The following is a 17,397-nucleotide window of genomic DNA, read 5'->3' on the forward strand; positions in this document are numbered from 1 at the left end:
ATGACGAAGCCCGCTGTCTTCATGGCTCAGGCCCCAGCGCGCCAGCCGGGCTGGATATCGCTGCATGTCTTTATCCACGATTTCGCGCGCTTGAGCCACTTCGTCCGCGAGTGCCTCGGGGGCTTGGAACTGCCGGTGCGGAACAACTGCTTCTTCATCCGCTACTGGGTCGGCGGTCCGCACGTCCGCCTGCGCTTCCACGTGCCCGAGTGGCGCGAACGGATCGAGGAGCGGGTACGACAGTACCTGCGCCTTCATCCGGTCGAGGGCACGCTGGACCCGACGCGCTTTTACGCGGCTTACCACTCCTACCGGGAGGCGGAGCCGGACTGGTATTGGTGCGAGAGCGGCTCCATGCACTATATCGATTATCAACCGGAACCTGAGCGCTATGGCGGCCCGGCCGGGCTGTCGCTGTGCGAGACCTACTTCGCCTGGGACAGCAACATGGTCATCCGGATCCTGCACGAACAGCCGGACAGCGCCTGCCAGACCATCATGCTTGGGTATTGCCTGGTGCATCTGACAGTGCTGCGCCAGCTTGGATTGCGCAGCAGCTATCTGCGCACTGTCCATGGCGTGGCGTCGGATGGCGAAATCGCAGCGTATGTCGAGCGCTTCCTCCAATGCGACCCGCGCGCCCTGCCGGCGGGCCTGCTGTTGGCGCGCCAGCAGTTCTACGACCGCAGCTATTTTCAGGAATACCTGCCTTCCCTGCAGGCCCGGCTGCACCTGCTTGCGCATGACTTGAGCGCGCGGCATGTCGAGGATATCCCGCGCATATTCGACGCCTTGCTGCACATGTCCTTCAACAGGATCGGGATCGGGCCGCGCCGGGAGCGCACTGTCCGCCTGACAGCCTTATATCTGGAGAATCACTGTCTGCCTGACAGCTCAAATCTGGAAAATAAAAATGAAAAAACTGCTACAAATTCGAATCAACTATAACGGAAATGGCCGCCAGTTCTACAGCGTGTTCTGTGCGCGGCTCCAGCGCCATCTGGCCGAACGTTATTTCTATCGCTGGACAGTCGCGCGTGGATGGCAAAACGGCCGCCATTACCTGCTGACCTTCGATACCGGCGCGCCGTGTTACGAGCCGGGCTGGCGCGACGAGATCCTGGCGATGGCCGCTGATTTCCTGGCCAGCCACCCATCGCCGGCGTACGACGCCGGAGAATATGTCGCAATTCAGGCGGCCCTGAGCCGGATCGAAGGCGAGCAGGTCGACACCAGCCGTGTCGAAGCGAACAATACCTGCACCAGCAGCGAGATCGACACCGACACCTGGGCACGCAAGTTCGAGAACCTCGAGCAGCGCTGGAGCATTTTCGAAGCCGAAATTCGCCTGCGTCCATGGCTGATCCAGCAGTGGTGCGAGGGGGACGATCACGAGCGTTTTCTGTACCGCTTGCTAATCCTGCTGGGCTGTACACTCCCGCCCGGTCCCTCGGACAATCCGGACGTGGTCGAGTACAACGGCTTTCTGTCCTACAACGCGAACTTCCGGTTCTGGTACTACACGCTGGAACCTGAGCAGCAGGCACGCGTGACGGAACAGTTCGAAGCGCGTTACACGCAGGCGCAGGTGCGCTACCTCGAATGCGTCGGCGAGCTGGAAACCGAATTGGCGGTGCCGCATTCCTCGGCAGCGCAACTGGCCGGCTTGCTCGTCGACTGTTATCTGCAGTTCGGTGCGTTGGCGCAGCAGGAACTCATCCATCAGCGCTCGCCCTATCCCAAGGATGCTGTCGCGCCGCGCAGCCAGTTGAGTCATTTTCACCAGCGCCTTTTCTACCAGGACGACGACAGCCTGCGCCAGTTGAGCTGGGAGTTCTCGGGCTATCGCTGGCTGCTCAACATTGTTTACCGCAACCTGCCGGGGCTCGATGTCTCCCCACTGAGCCGTCAATACTGCAATTTTTCGATTGACCGGCTTCAGCGCGAACATTTGCCTTGGATGCATCGCATCCGCAAGGCCATGCTGTCCGCGAACATGGCGGCGGCGCGGATGTGACGTTTTCTGGAGCGGCTAAGTGTCGAGTCCCGTTCGATCATAAACGCGCTTGACGAATATTTCTGGCCGCTTCTGTTGCCATTCCTTAAGTGCCAGAATGGGCGTTTTGCTGCCGACGGCGCGTTGCGGAATTTGGTGGTTGGACAGCTTCAAATAGCGACGAACAGGTCACGTCGCGAGGTCTCGTCCGGCATCTTCTGCAGATACTTGATATCGATGTAGATAAAGCCGGGTTCGTAGTCCTTGATGGCCGGATTGATGTACTGCTTGGTAATGAACAGCAGGTCGTCGAGCGGCAGGTAGAGCGACTGGCGCAGAGCCAGGAGAATGGCTTCCTGGGCCTGGCTCACGGTTGTACGCAGCGTGTGAGCGCGGTGCGAACGGTCCTGTACATCGTCGCGTCCCAGCCACTTCTGCCCTGCGCGGCGCCCACCTCATGACGGCAACAGCAAGAAAACGACCGCGTTCCTCTAGTGTGAAGCCGGGCAATTGAACCCTCGTACCAAAGGCATGGTCGGCCCGCGTGTTGGTATGCACGCGGCGTCGCGCCAACCGGAATTCGATTGACTTCTCTTTTAAACAATCTTATCGTAATTGCATTGATGAGCAGACTGATCTTGCTTGTCTTCTATTTTGGCATCAAGGTATCACGGAAAAAAAAGTGGTCTTTTCTTCTTTTGGTAGGCGTCGAGAACGTCCTGTACCTGTCCTGATGCAACTTACAAACTGAGCCGCCGCGTATGCGGACCGCACTGACACGTGATGTCGTGCCATTGGGCTGAACGGAGAAAAGCATGAACGTGTTAATGGTTGGGGCAGGCAATGCTGGATGCGCGCTTGGTGCCATCCTGGCGCAGGATGGGCACCGGGTCGTCCTGTTGAAGACGTCACATTCCCTGCACGACGAAAATTTCGATACCGTGCGCGAAACGCGCACGATCACGCTGGTCAGCAATCCCAAAGGTGGCGAAACCAGCACCGCATCGCTGGCGCTCGCAACGCGTGACGTGACCGAAGCCTTTGCGGTCGAGCCGGACGCAGTCATCATCACCACGCAAACGCAATGCCACGCCGAGATCGCCGCACTGATCGGCCCTTACCTGAAAGCGCACCAACTGGTGCTGCTGGCGCCTGGCTACATGGGTTCGTGCTACTTCCTTCCCTATCAGGAGAAGGAAGGTTTCCTGCTGGCGGAAGGGGAAAGCCTGCCCTATGACGCGCGCATCACCGAGCCGGGTGTCGTGAATGTCCTGTTCCGCAACACGCGCAATGCGCTGGCTTTCCTGCCGCGCGCGCGCACCGAGGAAGGACTCGAACGCGCTGCCCGCCTGTTCCCCACCTATGTGGCGACGCGCACCAATGTGCTCGAGTCCGCGATGCATAACCCGAACCTGATCGTGCACACGATCGGCTCGCTGCTGTCGGCCAGCCGCATCGAATATGCGCAGGGCGAATTCTGGATGTACCGTGAAGCGTTCACCCCGTCCGTCTTGAACCTGCTGTACAAACTGGATGCGGAAAAGAATGCCGTGATTGCCGCAACCGGCGGCAAGCCCTCGCCTTATTTTGACGAATGCAAGTTCCGTAACGAGGAAGACCTGTCGCAACCGTCGATCTCGGTGTTCCGCCGTTACGCCGCCGAGGGCGGCCCGAAAGGGCCTGCTTCCCTGCAAACGCGGTTCATTACCGAAGACGTGCCGATGGGTCTGGCACTGCTGTCATCCATCGGTCGCCTGATGGGCGTGCCGACGCCGATGGCAGATGCCCTCATCGTCATCGCCAGCGGCTTGCTCGACCGTGATTTCGCAGCCGAAGCGCGCACCCTGGAGAGCCTTGGCCTGGGCAAGCTTTCGCGGGATGAGTTCATTCGCGTCCTGAACGGGTGATGTCGTGTCCCTGCACGATTTGCTAGCCAAGCCGTATTACGCTTGGCGCCGCTTTATCCCGAGCCGCGTGCTGTACCACCCCGATTTTTTCCGCGTGTGCGACTTCCTCAGTAAGGACAAGGCAGTGATTGCGGAGGAAGCGAATCGCCGCCTGCGGCACATCCTGGTGCACGCGCTCGAACACGTGCCCTATTACCGCCGCACCGTAAAACTCAGTAGCGCCGAAGCGGCGCAGGAACCGCTGCAGGAAGTGCTGGCCGCCTTCCCTTACCTGTCCAAGGAAGACGTGATGTCGCAGCAGCGCGACTTCCTCGACAGCCGGCTCGATCCCGATAAACTGATGTATGCGACCAGCGGCGGCTCGTCGGGCCAGGGCATTGGCTTGTGGCGCACCAAGCGCCTGGCCGACATCGAAAAAGCCTTTTTTACGCACGAATGGGGCAAGCTCGGCTTTTCCTTCGATAAGGCCCGCATCCTGCGCATCGGCGCCGACGCGCGCCGCCTGGCGCACGAAGAGCCCGCGCGGGTGGTCGGCAACCGCTTGATGCTGTCGCCGTACCACATCCACGAACAGCACAAGGCCGCGATCCGCGATGCGATCAATCGCTTCCGTCCGGAATTCGTACACGGCTACCCGAGTTCCGTGACGGCGCTGGCCGAACTGCTCCAGGCTGGCGAACTCGACGTGCAAGTCAAAGCCGTGCTGCTGGCATCGGAACCGGGAACCCCGGCGCAGCTGGCATCGATCCGCCGGCTGTTCCGCGCCCCAGTGTCGCTGAATTACGGCCTGTCGGAGAGAACGAACCTGGCCTTCCTGACCGTGGACGAATCGGGGACCTCCGACTACCAGTTCCAGCCGCTGTACGGTTACAACGAGAACCGCATGGATGGCGACCGCCCCGAGATCGTCGGTACCTCACTGTGGAACGACGTGATGCCCCTGATCCGTTACCGTACCAACGATTATGGCCTGATCGGCGCGGACGGCCGCTGCGCGATGATCGACGGCCGCGGACATGAATTCCTGGTCGACCGCAGCGGCAAGCGTATCCCCGGATTGTCGATCGTCATCGACGAGGTGACCTGGGATTTCGTCCGGCTGTACCAGGTGCGCCAGCAACGCGCCGGCGAGATCACCCTGGCGGTGGTGCCGCGCCATGGATCCCTGAACGACGAGCAGCGCGCCTTCGTGCTCGACGCCCAGCAGCGCCGCTGGGGCGGCTTCTTCGACATCTCGTTGCAGGAAGAGCAGGACATCCCGCTGGCGCCGAACGGCAAGCGCAAGCTGGTGGTCAATTCGCTCAACGCCTAGGACTTTTATGCGTCATGCGGCGGGCCGTACCAGTGCGACGCTGCGCAGGTACGGGTCTTCGTTGCTGACGCACAGGACCGGCGCGTTGCGTTCGCGCGCAAAGTGCCGGCCCAGCGCCAGCACCGTCACGAACGGCACGGCGCCGCAGCTTCCGCTGCCGAGGCCGATGCGGATGATGTCGTCGGCCGCATCCACCTGCGGAATTGCCGGCGCCCCCAGTCCCATCAACTCGAGCGCGCGGTTGGGCCGGTGCGCGGTGTCGGCGACCACCATGCCGATCTCCGCCAGCTCGACCTTGCCGGCTTTGCCGACCTGCTCCGCCAGCGCCAGCAGCAGCGCCGAATCAATTCGCCGGGCATCATCGGCAGCGCTGTCGCGGCGGCGCTCCGAGAGCGGGCCCAGCAAAGCGAAGTCGCTGTTGTGCGCTTGCGCCTGCTGCAGGTCGGTCAGCAGCAATCCGGCAGCCCCTTCACCTGGAATCTGGCCACGCGACCCGGAAGAGCTGAACAGCGATGCACTCGCCGCCAGCCGGTCCACGCTTTCCTGTCCGATCAGGGACGCACAGGAGATCACGATCGCCACCAGGGGCGCAGTGCCCGTCGATGCGGCGGGCACCAATTGCATCAGCATGGCTGCCGGGGTCGGAAGTTGTTCCGTTACCTCCGGCGTAGCGATGGCCGCTTCCGGCCAGCCGTACTGGCCGACGGTATGCCCGAGCCACATCGTCGCCGCACGGCGCACATCCAGCGGCCAGTCATCGGGCAGCAGCACCCGCAACTGAAGCATCGGCGGCTTTCCTTCGGATGGCATGAAGTCGGTGGCCAGGCTGGCCAGTTCGCTCGCCACGCCAGTTGCCAGGGTGAGCGCGCGCCATTGTTCATCGCGCAGGATGACGGGCACTCCCCGGGCGGCCAGCCATTCGGCAATTTCATCCTGCAATGCTTCGTCGCGTGCATCATCGCAGCGCGCGGTCATGACCGGAAATCCGTTGTCGTCCACAAGCTCCTTGTCCAGGTCCGCGCGCGCTTCGTTCTCGGCAATGGCTTCGGCGAGTTCTTGCGCCGAGCTGCCGTGGGGAGAACGAAGGGCCGTGGCAATGACCGCCAGCACAGGCGCGGCCGGTATCTCGGCTGCGGGCAAGGAGGAGGCGGGCGTCGATGTGCCGGCAGCCGGAACTGCTGCCCGGGCGGCAAGCGTCTTATGTACAGCCCAGAAGGCGAGCAACAGGCTCAAGGGAAGGAGCAGTGTCAATGCGAGGTCGAGCGTATCAGGACGATGATCGACCGCATGCCAGTAGCCGATCATGGCTGCCCAGCAGACAACGAAGGTTGTCACGACGATGGCGCCGAGCTTGAGCCAGTCGGCAGGTTGGCGTGCTGGCGCGGTTGAAATGGCGGTCATGGCTGTCGTCTAGAGATTGTCGATCGTTGCTTGCTGCCCGGCGACCAGGGTAGCGCCGCAGGCGGTCTTGTCGCCGTGGCGCGCTGCCGGCTTGCCGTCGATGATCAGGGTCGCGTCGCCGCTGACGATCGGGCTCGGCCCGTGTTTGGGGCACACCGTTTTGTCGCCCATCCGGGCGATTGCTTTGCCGCCTGTATCGCTGTGCGGGGAGGCTTCGATGACGGTGCCTCCGTGTGATGTTGTATCGCCGAGCGTGATTAATGGACCTGCCATGAGTTCTCCAAGAACGCGTTGGTATCGCGAATACGCCTTATTTATTGCTGATTTTCATCCCACTGCCATATGGTATTTCCATACACTGAACTTACCGCTGGAAAGATTTCCCCTCGTGTGAAGTATCGGCGTGAATTTGAAGATGCCGGGGTAAAATAGAAACCGCTGGCCTCACATGGCTTATACGCCTCGACTCGTTGTTCTTCAAGTTCCACACGATTGGCCTCAGTATCGATCTGCTCGAACTCGCCATCGATGAGTTCTACGTAATACCATTTTGATGGGGCTGACGTAAAAGCATTACGCGCAACGAAACTTGGTGCTAGCTTTGGAGTGAAGGCGTCCTCGTAAAAAGAGTCTTCCAATAATTCGGGGGCTTTTGCGTTTTTTTGAACAAACGCAAGCATTGCATCTTCATCCAGCCATAGTTTCGATCGACCGACGGCTGCAAGTGCCTTCTGGCCCAGGTCGTTAAAAATCGCACACTCCCTGAGCTTCCCGTACTCGTTGCCGTTCCATGCGAACTGCAGTGTGCCGTCTGGGAAGTCACTTGAGAAGTAGACACCAGTTTTGGGTGGAATATCATCGCTTTTACAGATGAGATCTTCACGGACTCGGAACTTAGGTAGATTCTTGAATGTTTCTTTATACTTCTCCCAAGTTACACATAGGCCAAAATCATTCCATCTTCCTGCACAATCCGATGTATTCATCGTGTCATCGATATATGAAGCGTATTTCGAAACCGATGCGAACATCGTATCAAATATTTCCTGTTCGGCAGGAGTAGTCCAAAGTAACGAATACTCTGACATCCCGCGGTAACATTGATATGCACCGGTGACGTGGTAAATTCCTGAGGCTCGATCAGCGATATCTCGAACTACTGATAGGCCAAAATCTGCTAGGAAAGACCAAGCATGATTCGACCAGTTTTCACTGGTATCGCGCTCACCCCAGAGCGCACTTTTGAGAAAAAGATCCCTTCCTTCGGTGCGGCTTTGGTCAAGTAAACTGTCAGCAAAATTCTGAAGTTCTTGTACGCGCTTCAAAAGCCCATAGAGATACTCATCAGAAGCGAACAGGTAAAGCAAAGCCGCTTGCTTTTTTTGCCAAGGCGTCAGTTCGAATTTGGGTTTCATATGTTTGAAAATCTTTGTTTGGTAATTTTTATAGATTCATGGACGTAAATTGCCCCGGTAATGCCGGCAGTCCAATTTTTTCGGCGAAGCCCACTCCGTCGAAGTCGGTATAGCCCCAACCAGTCTCAAAAGGTCCCTTTATATTTGGGTGCGTTACTTTCTCTCGAATTCCCAAATACTGAGCCTTTTCAGATTTTGGTAGCTTGTCGAAAGCATCTTGAGTAATCGAATTCGTAAGTTTGTCGTTGCTTTTTCCGCCGAGCTTGTAATAACGCATAGTGTCGTTGCGCGAGTCTGTCCTACTAACGTTGAATACAATCTGTTCCCATCCGCCCTCCAGGTGCCTATCTGGAAGCGTATCTTTGACTTGACCGGACGCTGGACCGCGCCATACTTTCAGCGTCTCGCCCGGCTTTATATCATATACAACGAATTGTCCATTTACGTTCCAATCAGGCCAAACGGCAAGATACTTTCTCCAGGTTGCACGCGGATCGGCCGAATTTTGAATTTCGTTGAATACCTTTTCGCTGATCCAGCAATCGCTCATTGCGCGACTATTCGGAGACAAGACGCGAATAAGACGCGCTGGCCCCGCAATTTTGCCTGCCGCAAGTTTATGAAACGATTTAATACCTTGCTCAGTTAATGGCGGCCATCCTTCGGCAACTTTAGCTGACACCATGTCGTTGAAATCACGTGGCAATGCCGCACGCCAGCGAAGCTTATTTCCTTCATTAAGCCAACTAGGACACGGACGTGGTCGTCGCATCAATGTCACTGCGGTGGCTTCGGGTAAAGCGCCGCGATAGTGCACATTGTTTAGATTAACAATTGCTTTCCTACTTAATGCCGTTTCTCCCAGCAAGCGCAAAATCACCGCATCGAATATCGCGTCGATGGTCAGATTGACTTTTGCAATCCCTTCGGTCGCCCGCGAGCGCACCCACATTACATGTTCCAAGGCATGAGCTGCTCGAGGCCCAACCACAGGAAGGTGGGAAACCTTGCCGGCGAGTTGGCGCAGCGTCCCGATGGCGGAGTCAAAAGCCTTGATCAGCTCTGCCGGATTGGTCTTGGATTTGACTTTCCTGATCTCGTTAGCGAGCCAGGTAAATACCTCGTCGATGTTGTGCTGACGCAAATATTTCTGAAACGCTTCGCGGCGCAGAAGCGCTACAACCCATGTGATGGCCTTGTCCACCGCTTCTGCAATCGCGTTCCCACCAGCACGGCGAACAAAAGCAAAGAATATTTTGAGGACACCTTTTACGAAGGAGCCCAGGAAAGGAATCAGCCCAATCAGCGTTAGAGCAAGGGCCACCCACGCCCAGGTGTCAGAGGGGTCTTGCCTGAGCTTCTTGCAGTTGGCAATCAGGTCGCGTACGTCGCAAATCTGATCGACCAGAGGAATCATCGATACTGCAGCATCGACGACAATCTGCCCGGTCGAGCGGTTTTCGTTGAAGTCGCCCTGGACGGCTTGCCAGAACCATTCCCAAGGATTGGAACTTACTTCCTCCGGTGCTTGCTCATTCGTGGTCCATGCAAGTGCATCGCGCATTTGTGTCGGGTTAATGTCGGGCATGATTTTCTAACGACGCAGGTGGGTACTGCAGTCAACCAAGCAGCGCTTGTAAAGGATCGTGCGGTTTTTCTTCCTTGGGCTGGCGCGGTTTGTAGATCACCTTTTTCACCGGCTTGTTGTCGACATTCTCATGACGCGCTTTTCCGTTCTGATCCAGTGTCCCGGTCAACACCGGCCCTTTGTCGAAGTGGATCTCGTACTCGACGTCTGGAATGCCTTCGCCGACTATTGCGTCCATATAGTTCAAGGAAATCCAGTCGGATGCTTTCTCGGTCAGGTCGCTCGGCAAGTCCTGCAAATTCGCAGTCTGGCGGCCACCTTTGTCGAACAGGTGCTGCCCCCCCTTCACCGAAAACGTCCCCGGACACGCAAGCGTGATATCCCCACCCTCCAAGGTGATCGACGATTCCCCCGCCTGCAGCACGATCTTTTCCTTGGCCTGGATCTCGATGCAGTCGTTCACCGAGACCACCGTGACTTCCTGGTCCGCCAGAATCTCCAGCCCATCCGTATGCGCCTGCAGCGACACCGGTCCATTGGCCGCGATCGCCTGGATGCCGCCTGCATGCGTAAAGAAACTGGTCGCACCGCCGGAGACGGACGAGAAGGTATGTCCCGCCGTCATGTGCAGATCCGACTGCGTGGTCCAGTGCAGGTGCTTGCCTGCAAACAGCACGGTGGACGCTGGCGTGGCCCAGTTGATGCTGGCCGCCGAATCCATCAGCACGATCGGTGAATCGAACTTTTCCACAGGCTGCGAGGTATCCAGGTCTCGTGACCCCGGCCTGGTTTTATGGGCCGCTTGCCCATTGACCGGCCCGTCATACCTTCCCTTTTCTTGCGGATCGATCCGTTCGATGAAATCCGTCTGTGCCTGTGCGGCGTCCTTGCTGAACAGCGCCTGCTGCCGGGCTGCCGCATCCCCCAGCCGGGATGCCAGGTCCTGCGCCTCTTTGAACTGCGCCACCGTTTCCGCCGCATCCATCTGGGTCGAGCTGACGCTGCTCCCGAGCGCCGGCCGGGCCCGCGTGGACAGCAGCACGCCTTCGCCGCCGCGAATAACCGTCCAGGCATCGGTGCGCAATTCAAAACCACTGCCGCGGTAGGTGCCGCGCTGGGCGGTGCCGGGCTCCTGGTGGATCAGGTAGCCGAGATTGAGCTGCGTGGCAGCGAGGCTGGTGGCCAGGCGCATGCGCAACTGCCCGGTCGTGTCGTCGACCTGCCACTGGTTGTAGCCGCTGCCGTCGGCATTGCGTGTATGGATCCCCGACAGCACGCCCGCATGGTTGATGCCGGAATCCACGCCGGCAGAAAACGGCGGCACGTCGGTACCGTTGTACAGCTGGGCCACGATCACGGGGCGGTCGATGTCGCCTTCGATAAAGTCGACCAGCACTTCGGTACCGATGCGCGGCGTGAACACCGTGCCCCAGTTCGGTCCGGCGAGGGCCTCCGCCACACGCACCCAGGTGCCGGAGGCATCGTTGCCCGGTGCGCAGCCTTGCGGGTCCGTGTTGTGCGCCGTGCCGCCCGCGTTGGGCCGGGGGCCGCGCTGCCACGGGAACTGGATGCGTACCTGGTGATCGCGGTTGGTGGTAGCGACCGCGTCGGCCAGGCCCACCACCAGGGCGCACTGCGGGCCTGGCGCCGTGGCTTGGTGCGGCGCCACGCTCAAGCGGGGAACGAGCGGTACCACCTCACGCACGCAGGCAAAGGTGTTGCGGTAAGTACCGTTTTCGACCTGCGCCGCGACGGTTGCTGCAATCCCGGTATGGAAATTGTTGCGGGCTTCATGCCGTACCCACAACACCTTGAAGAGGTTTGCTCCGTCGGGATAGCGGTCATGCCGGCTCAGGTAAAAAGCGTGGCCTGCCGCCAGCCGGCGCACCGCGCCCGTCCCCTCGAACATCTTGTTCTCCAGCTCGAGCGCCTGCAGCATCAGCTCGCTGTGGCCGTGCGCGGCACCACGACCGGTCGCGATCCGTTCCCCGCTGCCGTCATGCACCTGCAGCAGCGGCAGCGCGCCCGCGTCCAGGTGGGTTGCCTGTTCGGCCGCCGGCGCCAGCAGCTGGGCCGGATCCCAGCTGCTGATCGCCACCGCATTCGCCTGCACGCTGCGGCGCGCACGGAAGCCATCGATCGCATCGTCTTCTTCCGTGGCGCGCACGCCGTGAAAACGCAGGATGTCACCGCCCGGCATGCCCGGGGCCGCCGCCCTGCTGTCGAACACGAGCAAACGATGCCGTGCCTGTCCATGCGCACTTCCCCCACCGTCGTCGGCCCCGTCGTGTTCGAAACGCCAGTTCAGCCCTTCCGAGGCCAGCAGGCGGACCAGGAAATCCAGGTCGCTTTCGCGGTACTGGGTGCAGACCGGGCGTGGCACCAGCTCCTGGGTGAGGTCGAAGTCGAAGCGCACCTGTGGATAATCCGCAAGTAATTCACAGACGATCTCGCGGACGTTCTTGTCCTGGAAAATGTAGCTGTCGCGCCGCAGCGCCAGCATGGACAGCGCCGGCTCGAGCCGCAGCCGGTAGCGTGCCACACCGCCGTCCGCGCCGCGCCAGGAGGCGGCCGTGCACAGGCCGTGCCAGGCGCGCCGGCCGCCGTCCGGCTGGAGCAGCCCGATGGTGAGTTCTTCGCCGATGAACAGGGACACATCGAGGTCGGTGGAGGTGCTCAGCGCGTCGACCTCGAACAGGAACAGTTCGTTGACGGCTTCTGCCCCGGAAAACCGTTCCACCGCCAGTGATTCGGGCAAGCCGCTTTCCTGGGCGCTGGCCAGCGTGATGAGCCGTGCGTGCTGGTCCAGGCCCGTGCCGAATACACCCAGGGCGGCAAAGTCCGGCGCCGCCTTCATGCGGCGACTGCCAGCAGTTCCAGCCGCAGCTCCTTCATGCCGGCCGGGACATAGATCGAGATCGATTGGGCCTTGAGCATGCGCTCGTACATCGATCCCTTGGCTTCGAGGATGAAGTAGCAGGTTTCGGGGCGGACCGGCACCGCTGCCGGCAGTTGCGGCGCATAGGTCAGCCGCACGCCGGGCAGCGCCGACAGCACGAATTTTTCCACGTCGTCGGGCGCGCCGACCTTGAAGCGCAGCGGCACCACGTCCACCAGTTCCAGCGCCGGGATCGCCGCCGAGACGGCAATGTAGAACGTGGTTTTTTCGTCGATCTTGCCCGAGTCGAGCATGCCGATGTGGTACGAGGGCCGCACTTCGTTCAGGGCGATGGCGAAATACTTGGAGGAGATGACGGTATCGAGCAGCTCGCGGATGATGGTGTGCAGCTTGGCAAAGGCGGGCCCGGGGGCGTCGTGTTGATAAGGCGGTAGGTCGGCCAGGGTCCAGCTCTTGGAAAACGTCATCAGGCCGCCCGCCACGTCGAGCAGTTGTTCGTAGAGCCGTTCCGGGTGCAGGGCCGGATGGTTGAAATGGTGCGTCAGGGTGGCGTAGGCCGAACTGGCCGTGTGCAGCAGCCAGAACGAGGACATGTCGCCCGAGCGGAACTCGACCACGTTGCGGCTCGGCTCGCGCTGGTGGCCGTACAGGGCGCCGACCTTGGCCTGCAGCGCGTCGAGCAGCCGGCGCAGCTGCTGGAACAGCACCGGCGCCGCGCCGACCGACAGGGTCGGCGGCACGAAGGACTCGTCGAGCTCGAAGCCGCCGGTCGCCGCGCGCCGCAGCCGCAGCAGCGGAAAATGGATGTAGGAGTCGCGCGGCTCGGATTCCGACACCAGGCGCACCGATTTCCTCAGGTAGGCCAGTTGCACCGGCGCGGCCTGGGTATACAGGTCCGGCGTGTCCTGGTTCGCCTGCACGAAGCGGGCGGTATTCGAGGCCTGGCCGGGGGGCGTGAAGTTGCCGCTGAACGGCTTCATGCCCGGCAGCGCGACGGAATAGGTCACCGTCTGCTGCGACGGCGGCAGCAGGCTCAGGTCCACGGTGTCGGGCAGCGCGTCGACCTCGGGCGCGTCGACCCAATCTCCGTCCTGGAAGCGCACCGACAGCGCAAGCAGCCGCAGGACGCTGTTGGCCAGCGCATCACGGTCGACCTGCAAGGCTTCCACACCCCAGGCATACGGGTGGACCGCCTTGATGCCCTTGTGGAGACACTGTTCGTGGTAGTGGTCTTGCCGCTGGAAATGCTGTGGACGCAATAACAGGCCTTCGCCCCAGAGAACCTTGCTGGTCATGTCTCTGCCTTCCCCTTTGATCGAATGTGGTGGAACGCCGCTCAAAGAAACATAACAACTGGCAAGGGTTTCCCATGTGAAGTTGATCAAACGTTGGCATCAGCCGGCGTGGCAACATCGCGTTTCGTGTTCATGAAAGCGACAGTGGCAAGGGGACCGTGATGAAGGGATATACGCCAGGCCTGTTCGACCGCCTGCTCGGGCTGCCGACGCGCGGACCGGGCAATGCCCCCGTGCAGCGGATGACGATCGAGGAACTGAAGGACACGGTCGCGCGCGACCTCGAGGCCTTGCTCAACACGCGCTCGGTCATCCAGGACGGTGCATTGAAAGCCTATCCGGAGTGCGCCGGCTCGATGGTCAATTACGGCCTCATCGATTTTGCCGACCGTTCCCTGTCGAGCCCTTCCGACCGCGCCTACATCTGCGACTGCATCGAAAAGACCGTGGCCTGCCATGAACCGCGCCTGCGCAACATCCGCGCCCGGCTCGATCTGCGGGATGATTCCGTCAACCGCCTGAATTTCTCGATCACCGCCGTGCTGGTGGCCAGCGTGTCGCAGGAACCGGTCAATTTCGATGCCGTGCTGACCCCGTCGACGCTGCAGTACAGCATCAGCAAGGCCGGCAAGGCGCCGCGCGCACTGCCGGCGGGGGCCTGACGTGGAACAGCTGCTGCCCTATTACGAAAGCGAACTCGGCTACCTGCGCCGCAACCTGCGTGAATTCGCCGAGCGCTATCCGCGGATTGCCGGCCGGCTCCTGATCAGCGGCGAAGTATGCGAGGACCCGCATACCGAGCGCATGATCGAATCGTTCGCGCTGCTCAACGCGCGCATCGCCAAGCGCCTCGACGACGATTACCCGGAATTCACCGAGGCCCTGTTCGAGGTGCTGTACCCGCATTACCTGCGTCCCTTCCCCTCGTGCTCGATCGCGCGGATGGATGCGGGTGGCGCAGCCACGCAGGGGGCCGGCGCCAGCGTCGTCGCGCGCGGCACCCAGCTCAATACCCGGCCGGTGCGCGGCGCCGCCTGCTCCTTCCGCACCGTGTACCCGGTGAGCGTGGCGCCGCTGGCGATCACCGCGGCGAATTTTTCCGCGATCATCGACGCGCCCGAGGCCGTGCAATTGCCGGGTACGGCCTCGTCCAGCATCAGTTTGACGCTTGCCTGCACGGCAGAACAAGGCACGCTGGCACAGCTCGCGCTGCCGCTGCTGCGGGTCTTCATCGACGGCGAACCGTCGTTTTGCGCCGCCCTGCGCGACGCGCTGTTCATGCGCAGCGTCGCCGCATATGTCGAGGCCGGCGGCAATGGCCGCTGGCATGCGCTGCCGGCCATTCCGGTGCGCGCGGTCGGCTTCGACGAGGACGAGGCAGTCATCGATTTTCCGGCACGCTCGCATGCGGCCTACCGCCTGCTGACCGAGTATTTTTGTTTTCCCGAGAAATTCAATTTTTTCGACATCGACCTGGCTGCGCTCGCGGCAGCGGCACCCCCGGACGCGCGCACGCTCACGCTGCACCTGGCTTTGGCCGGCCTGCGCTCGGATTCGAACCTGGCGCGCATGCTCGGCACCTTGTCCACCAACAATGTGTTGTTGGGCTGTACCCCGGTGGTCAACCTGTTCCGCCAGCGCGGCGAGCCGATCCGCATGACGCACACCACCGCCAGTTATGCGGTGGTGGCCGACGCGCGCCGCGCCTTTGCCTACGAGGTCTATGCCATCGATTCGCTCACCCTGATGCGCCAGACGCCGCAGGGCGAGACCCTGGTGCAGTTCCGCCCCTTTTATTCCTTGCGCCATGCACAGACGCCGGAAGATGCCGGCCACTACTATGCGGTGCGGCGCGACGAGTCGCTGGTCGATAAAAGTCCCGGCTTCGAAACCCAGGTGACGATCGTGGATATCGATTTCGACCCGGCGGAAGTGGAAACCGACACGCTGAACATCGAGCTCACCTGCACCAACCGCGACCTGCCCGCACTGCTTTCCTATGGCCAGCCTGGGGGCGACCTGTTCCTGGAAGGCGGCTCGAGCGTGCGCGCGATCGCCTTCCTGCGCAAGCCGACGCGCTCCTGCCGCTTCGCCAGCGGCAACAAGGCGCACTGGCGCCTGATTTCGCACCTGGCGCTCAACCACCTGTCGCTGGCCGAGGGGGGCGTCGAGGCCTTCCGTGAAATGCTGGCGCTGTACGACTTGCCGCGTTCGCCTTCTTCGCAGCGCCAGATCGGCGGCATCCGGGCCATCGCCCAGCGTCCCACCACCGCCTGGCTGGCCGGCAATCCGTTCGCTTGCCTGGTGCGCGGTGTCCAGGTGCGCCTGAGCATCGACGAAGAAGCCTTCGTCGGCAGCGGCATCCATGCCTTTGCCCAGATCGTCGAGCGCTTCCTTGCCCTGTACGTGCATGCCAACAGCTTCACCCAGCTGGTGGTCGTGTCGCACAAAACCGGAGAAGAATTATTGACATGCACGCCCCGCAGCGGCGATTTGAGCCTGCTGTAATCGAGCGCCTGTTCCGGGAGCCGTACCGCTTCGAGTATTTCCAGGCGGTGCGCATGCTCGAACTGTGGGCGCGGCGCCGCGGCATGCCAAGTAAAAGCCTGGTGGCGAACTTCCTGCGCTTCCAGAATTCGGTCTCGCTCGGCTTTCCTGCCAGCCAGCTGGAAGCCATCCACACCGAGCCGCGCGAGCTCGAGCGCACGGCGCCGGCCCTGCAAGCGGCGCTGCGCGACAATACCCTGAAATACGTGCGCTTGACCCCGTCCTTCATGGGCCTGCTGGGCGGACATGGCGTGCTGCCTTTCCACTACACCGAGCGCATCGCCGAGCACCAGGCACAGCAAAAGGGAGACGTCGAGGACGAGGGCGCACGCGCCTTCCTCGATGCCTTCTCGAACCGTTCGCTGGCCCTGTTCTATGAAGCCTGGCGCAAGTACCGGCTGGCGCTGCAATACCAACTCGATGGCCAGGACGGTTTTCTTCCTCTGCTGCTGAGCCTGGCGGGCCTGGGCGACAAGTCGCTGCGCAGGCGCCTGGCCGGCAGCGCGAACGGCGCGGTGCTGGACGAGTCGCTCGCCTATTTCGCTTCCTCGATCCGGCACCGTCCGGCGTCCAGCGTGCAGCTGGCGCGCGTGCTGTCCGAGTACTTCGGCCAGAAGGTCGTTGCCGAGCAGTTCATCGGCTGCTGGTACGCGGTGCCGCCCGCGCAGCAGACCGTGCTCGGCAGCGACAATGCCGTACTGGGCCGTGGAGCGATTGCCGGCGAGCGCGTCTGGCAGCGCGACCTGCGGCTGCGGCTGGTGGTCGGGCCGCTCGAGCGTGCCGGCTTTAACGACTTCCTGCCCGGCGGGCAGGCGGCGCGCGCACTGAGGAGCATGCTGTCGATGTTCACCGGGGTCGCGCTCGAGTACGAAGTGGAGCTGGTGCTGCTGGCGGCGGGTGTGCACAACGTCCGCCTGGGCGGCGACGAAGGCCGGCTGGGATGGGATGCCTACCTGGTCGAAGGCTTGCAGACGGAAGACCGGCGCGACGTGCGCTATGAACTGAATGGCTTGTAGGCGCCTGGTGCGTGCCGGGGA

The 17,397-nt window shown here is 61.4% G+C and carries 14 protein-coding genes; 7 read left to right on the plus strand and 7 right to left on the minus strand.

Annotated elements, in window-relative coordinates; translation table 11 throughout:
* Complete coding sequence (locus tag ACFFJK_RS10220) at positions 1-948, plus strand: thiopeptide-type bacteriocin biosynthesis protein (RefSeq protein WP_379679023.1); 948 nt, start codon at positions 1-3, stop codon at positions 946-948.
* Complete coding sequence (locus tag ACFFJK_RS10225; protein WP_379679024.1) at positions 914-2,017, plus strand: hypothetical protein; 1,104 nt, start codon at positions 914-916, stop codon at positions 2,015-2,017. The genes ACFFJK_RS10220 and ACFFJK_RS10225 overlap by 35 nt, the downstream gene beginning before the upstream one ends.
* A gap of 149 nt (positions 2,018-2,166) precedes the next feature.
* Here the strand turns inward: ACFFJK_RS10225 and ACFFJK_RS10230 are convergent, their stop codons facing one another.
* Positions 2,167-2,367, minus strand: a complete 201-nt coding sequence (locus ACFFJK_RS10230) for a hypothetical protein (RefSeq protein ID WP_379679185.1) — start codon at positions 2,365-2,367, stop codon at positions 2,167-2,169.
* 456 nt (positions 2,368-2,823) lie between these two features.
* Here ACFFJK_RS10230 and ACFFJK_RS10235 point away from each other — a divergent pair, with 456 nt between their 5' ends.
* On the plus strand, positions 2,824-3,903 hold the full coding sequence (locus ACFFJK_RS10235) for an NAD/NADP octopine/nopaline dehydrogenase family protein (RefSeq protein WP_379679182.1): 1,080 nt from the start codon (positions 2,824-2,826) through the stop codon (positions 3,901-3,903).
* A gap of 4 nt (positions 3,904-3,907) precedes the next feature.
* A complete protein-coding gene (locus ACFFJK_RS10240; protein ID WP_379679025.1) occupies positions 3,908-5,215 on the plus strand; it encodes a phenylacetate--CoA ligase family protein in 1,308 nt (435 codons plus the stop codon).
* Between the two features lie 12 nt (positions 5,216-5,227).
* Here the strand turns inward: ACFFJK_RS10240 and ACFFJK_RS10245 are convergent, their stop codons facing one another.
* From ACFFJK_RS10245 to tssK, 6 genes are read right to left on the minus strand one after another with little or no spacing between them, the layout of a single operon-like run.
* Positions 5,228-6,616, minus strand: a complete 1,389-nt coding sequence (locus ACFFJK_RS10245; RefSeq protein ID WP_379679026.1) for a hypothetical protein — start codon at positions 6,614-6,616, stop codon at positions 5,228-5,230.
* A 9-nt stretch (positions 6,617-6,625) separates the two neighbouring features.
* Complete coding sequence (locus ACFFJK_RS10250) at positions 6,626-6,889, minus strand: PAAR domain-containing protein (RefSeq protein WP_379679027.1); 264 nt, start codon at positions 6,887-6,889, stop codon at positions 6,626-6,628.
* A 41-nt stretch (positions 6,890-6,930) separates the two neighbouring features.
* Positions 6,931-8,031 (minus strand): hypothetical protein, encoded by a 1,101-nt coding sequence (locus tag ACFFJK_RS10255; protein ID WP_379679028.1) that lies wholly within the window; start codon positions 8,029-8,031, stop codon positions 6,931-6,933.
* Positions 8,032-8,059: 28 nt separating this feature from the next.
* Complete coding sequence (locus ACFFJK_RS10260; protein ID WP_379679029.1) at positions 8,060-9,619, minus strand: hypothetical protein; 1,560 nt, start codon at positions 9,617-9,619, stop codon at positions 8,060-8,062.
* Positions 9,620-9,650: 31 nt separating this feature from the next.
* The gene (locus tag ACFFJK_RS10265) at positions 9,651-12,476 is read right to left on the minus strand and encodes a type VI secretion system Vgr family protein (RefSeq protein ID WP_379679030.1); all 2,826 of its coding nucleotides are present in this window, start codon (positions 12,474-12,476) and stop codon (positions 9,651-9,653) included.
* Positions 12,473-13,813: a type VI secretion system baseplate subunit TssK gene (tssK, locus tag ACFFJK_RS10270; RefSeq protein WP_379679031.1), complete on the minus strand. Its 1,341-nt coding sequence runs from the start codon at positions 13,811-13,813 to the stop codon at positions 12,473-12,475. Before tssK ends, ACFFJK_RS10265 begins: the two co-directional genes overlap by 4 nt.
* Before the next feature lie 161 nt (positions 13,814-13,974).
* Here tssK and tssE point away from each other — a divergent pair, with 161 nt between their 5' ends.
* From tssE to tssG, 3 genes are read left to right on the plus strand one after another with little or no spacing between them, the layout of a single operon-like run.
* Positions 13,975-14,475, plus strand: coding sequence for a type VI secretion system baseplate subunit TssE (gene tssE / locus ACFFJK_RS10275; RefSeq protein ID WP_379679032.1), 501 nt, complete (start codon positions 13,975-13,977; stop codon positions 14,473-14,475).
* A 1-nt stretch (position 14,476) separates the two neighbouring features.
* Positions 14,477-16,321, plus strand: a complete 1,845-nt coding sequence (gene tssF, locus ACFFJK_RS10280; protein ID WP_379679033.1) for a type VI secretion system baseplate subunit TssF — start codon at positions 14,477-14,479, stop codon at positions 16,319-16,321.
* Positions 16,285-17,376 (plus strand): type VI secretion system baseplate subunit TssG, encoded by a 1,092-nt coding sequence (gene tssG, locus ACFFJK_RS10285; RefSeq protein ID WP_379679034.1) that lies wholly within the window; start codon positions 16,285-16,287, stop codon positions 17,374-17,376. The genes tssF and tssG overlap by 37 nt, the downstream gene beginning before the upstream one ends.
* The last annotated feature ends 21 nt before the right edge of the window (positions 17,377-17,397 follow it).

The sequence above is a fragment of the Massilia consociata genome (genome assembly GCF_042432755.1).
Lineage (GTDB): Bacteria > Pseudomonadota > Gammaproteobacteria > Burkholderiales > Burkholderiaceae_D > Telluria > Telluria consociata.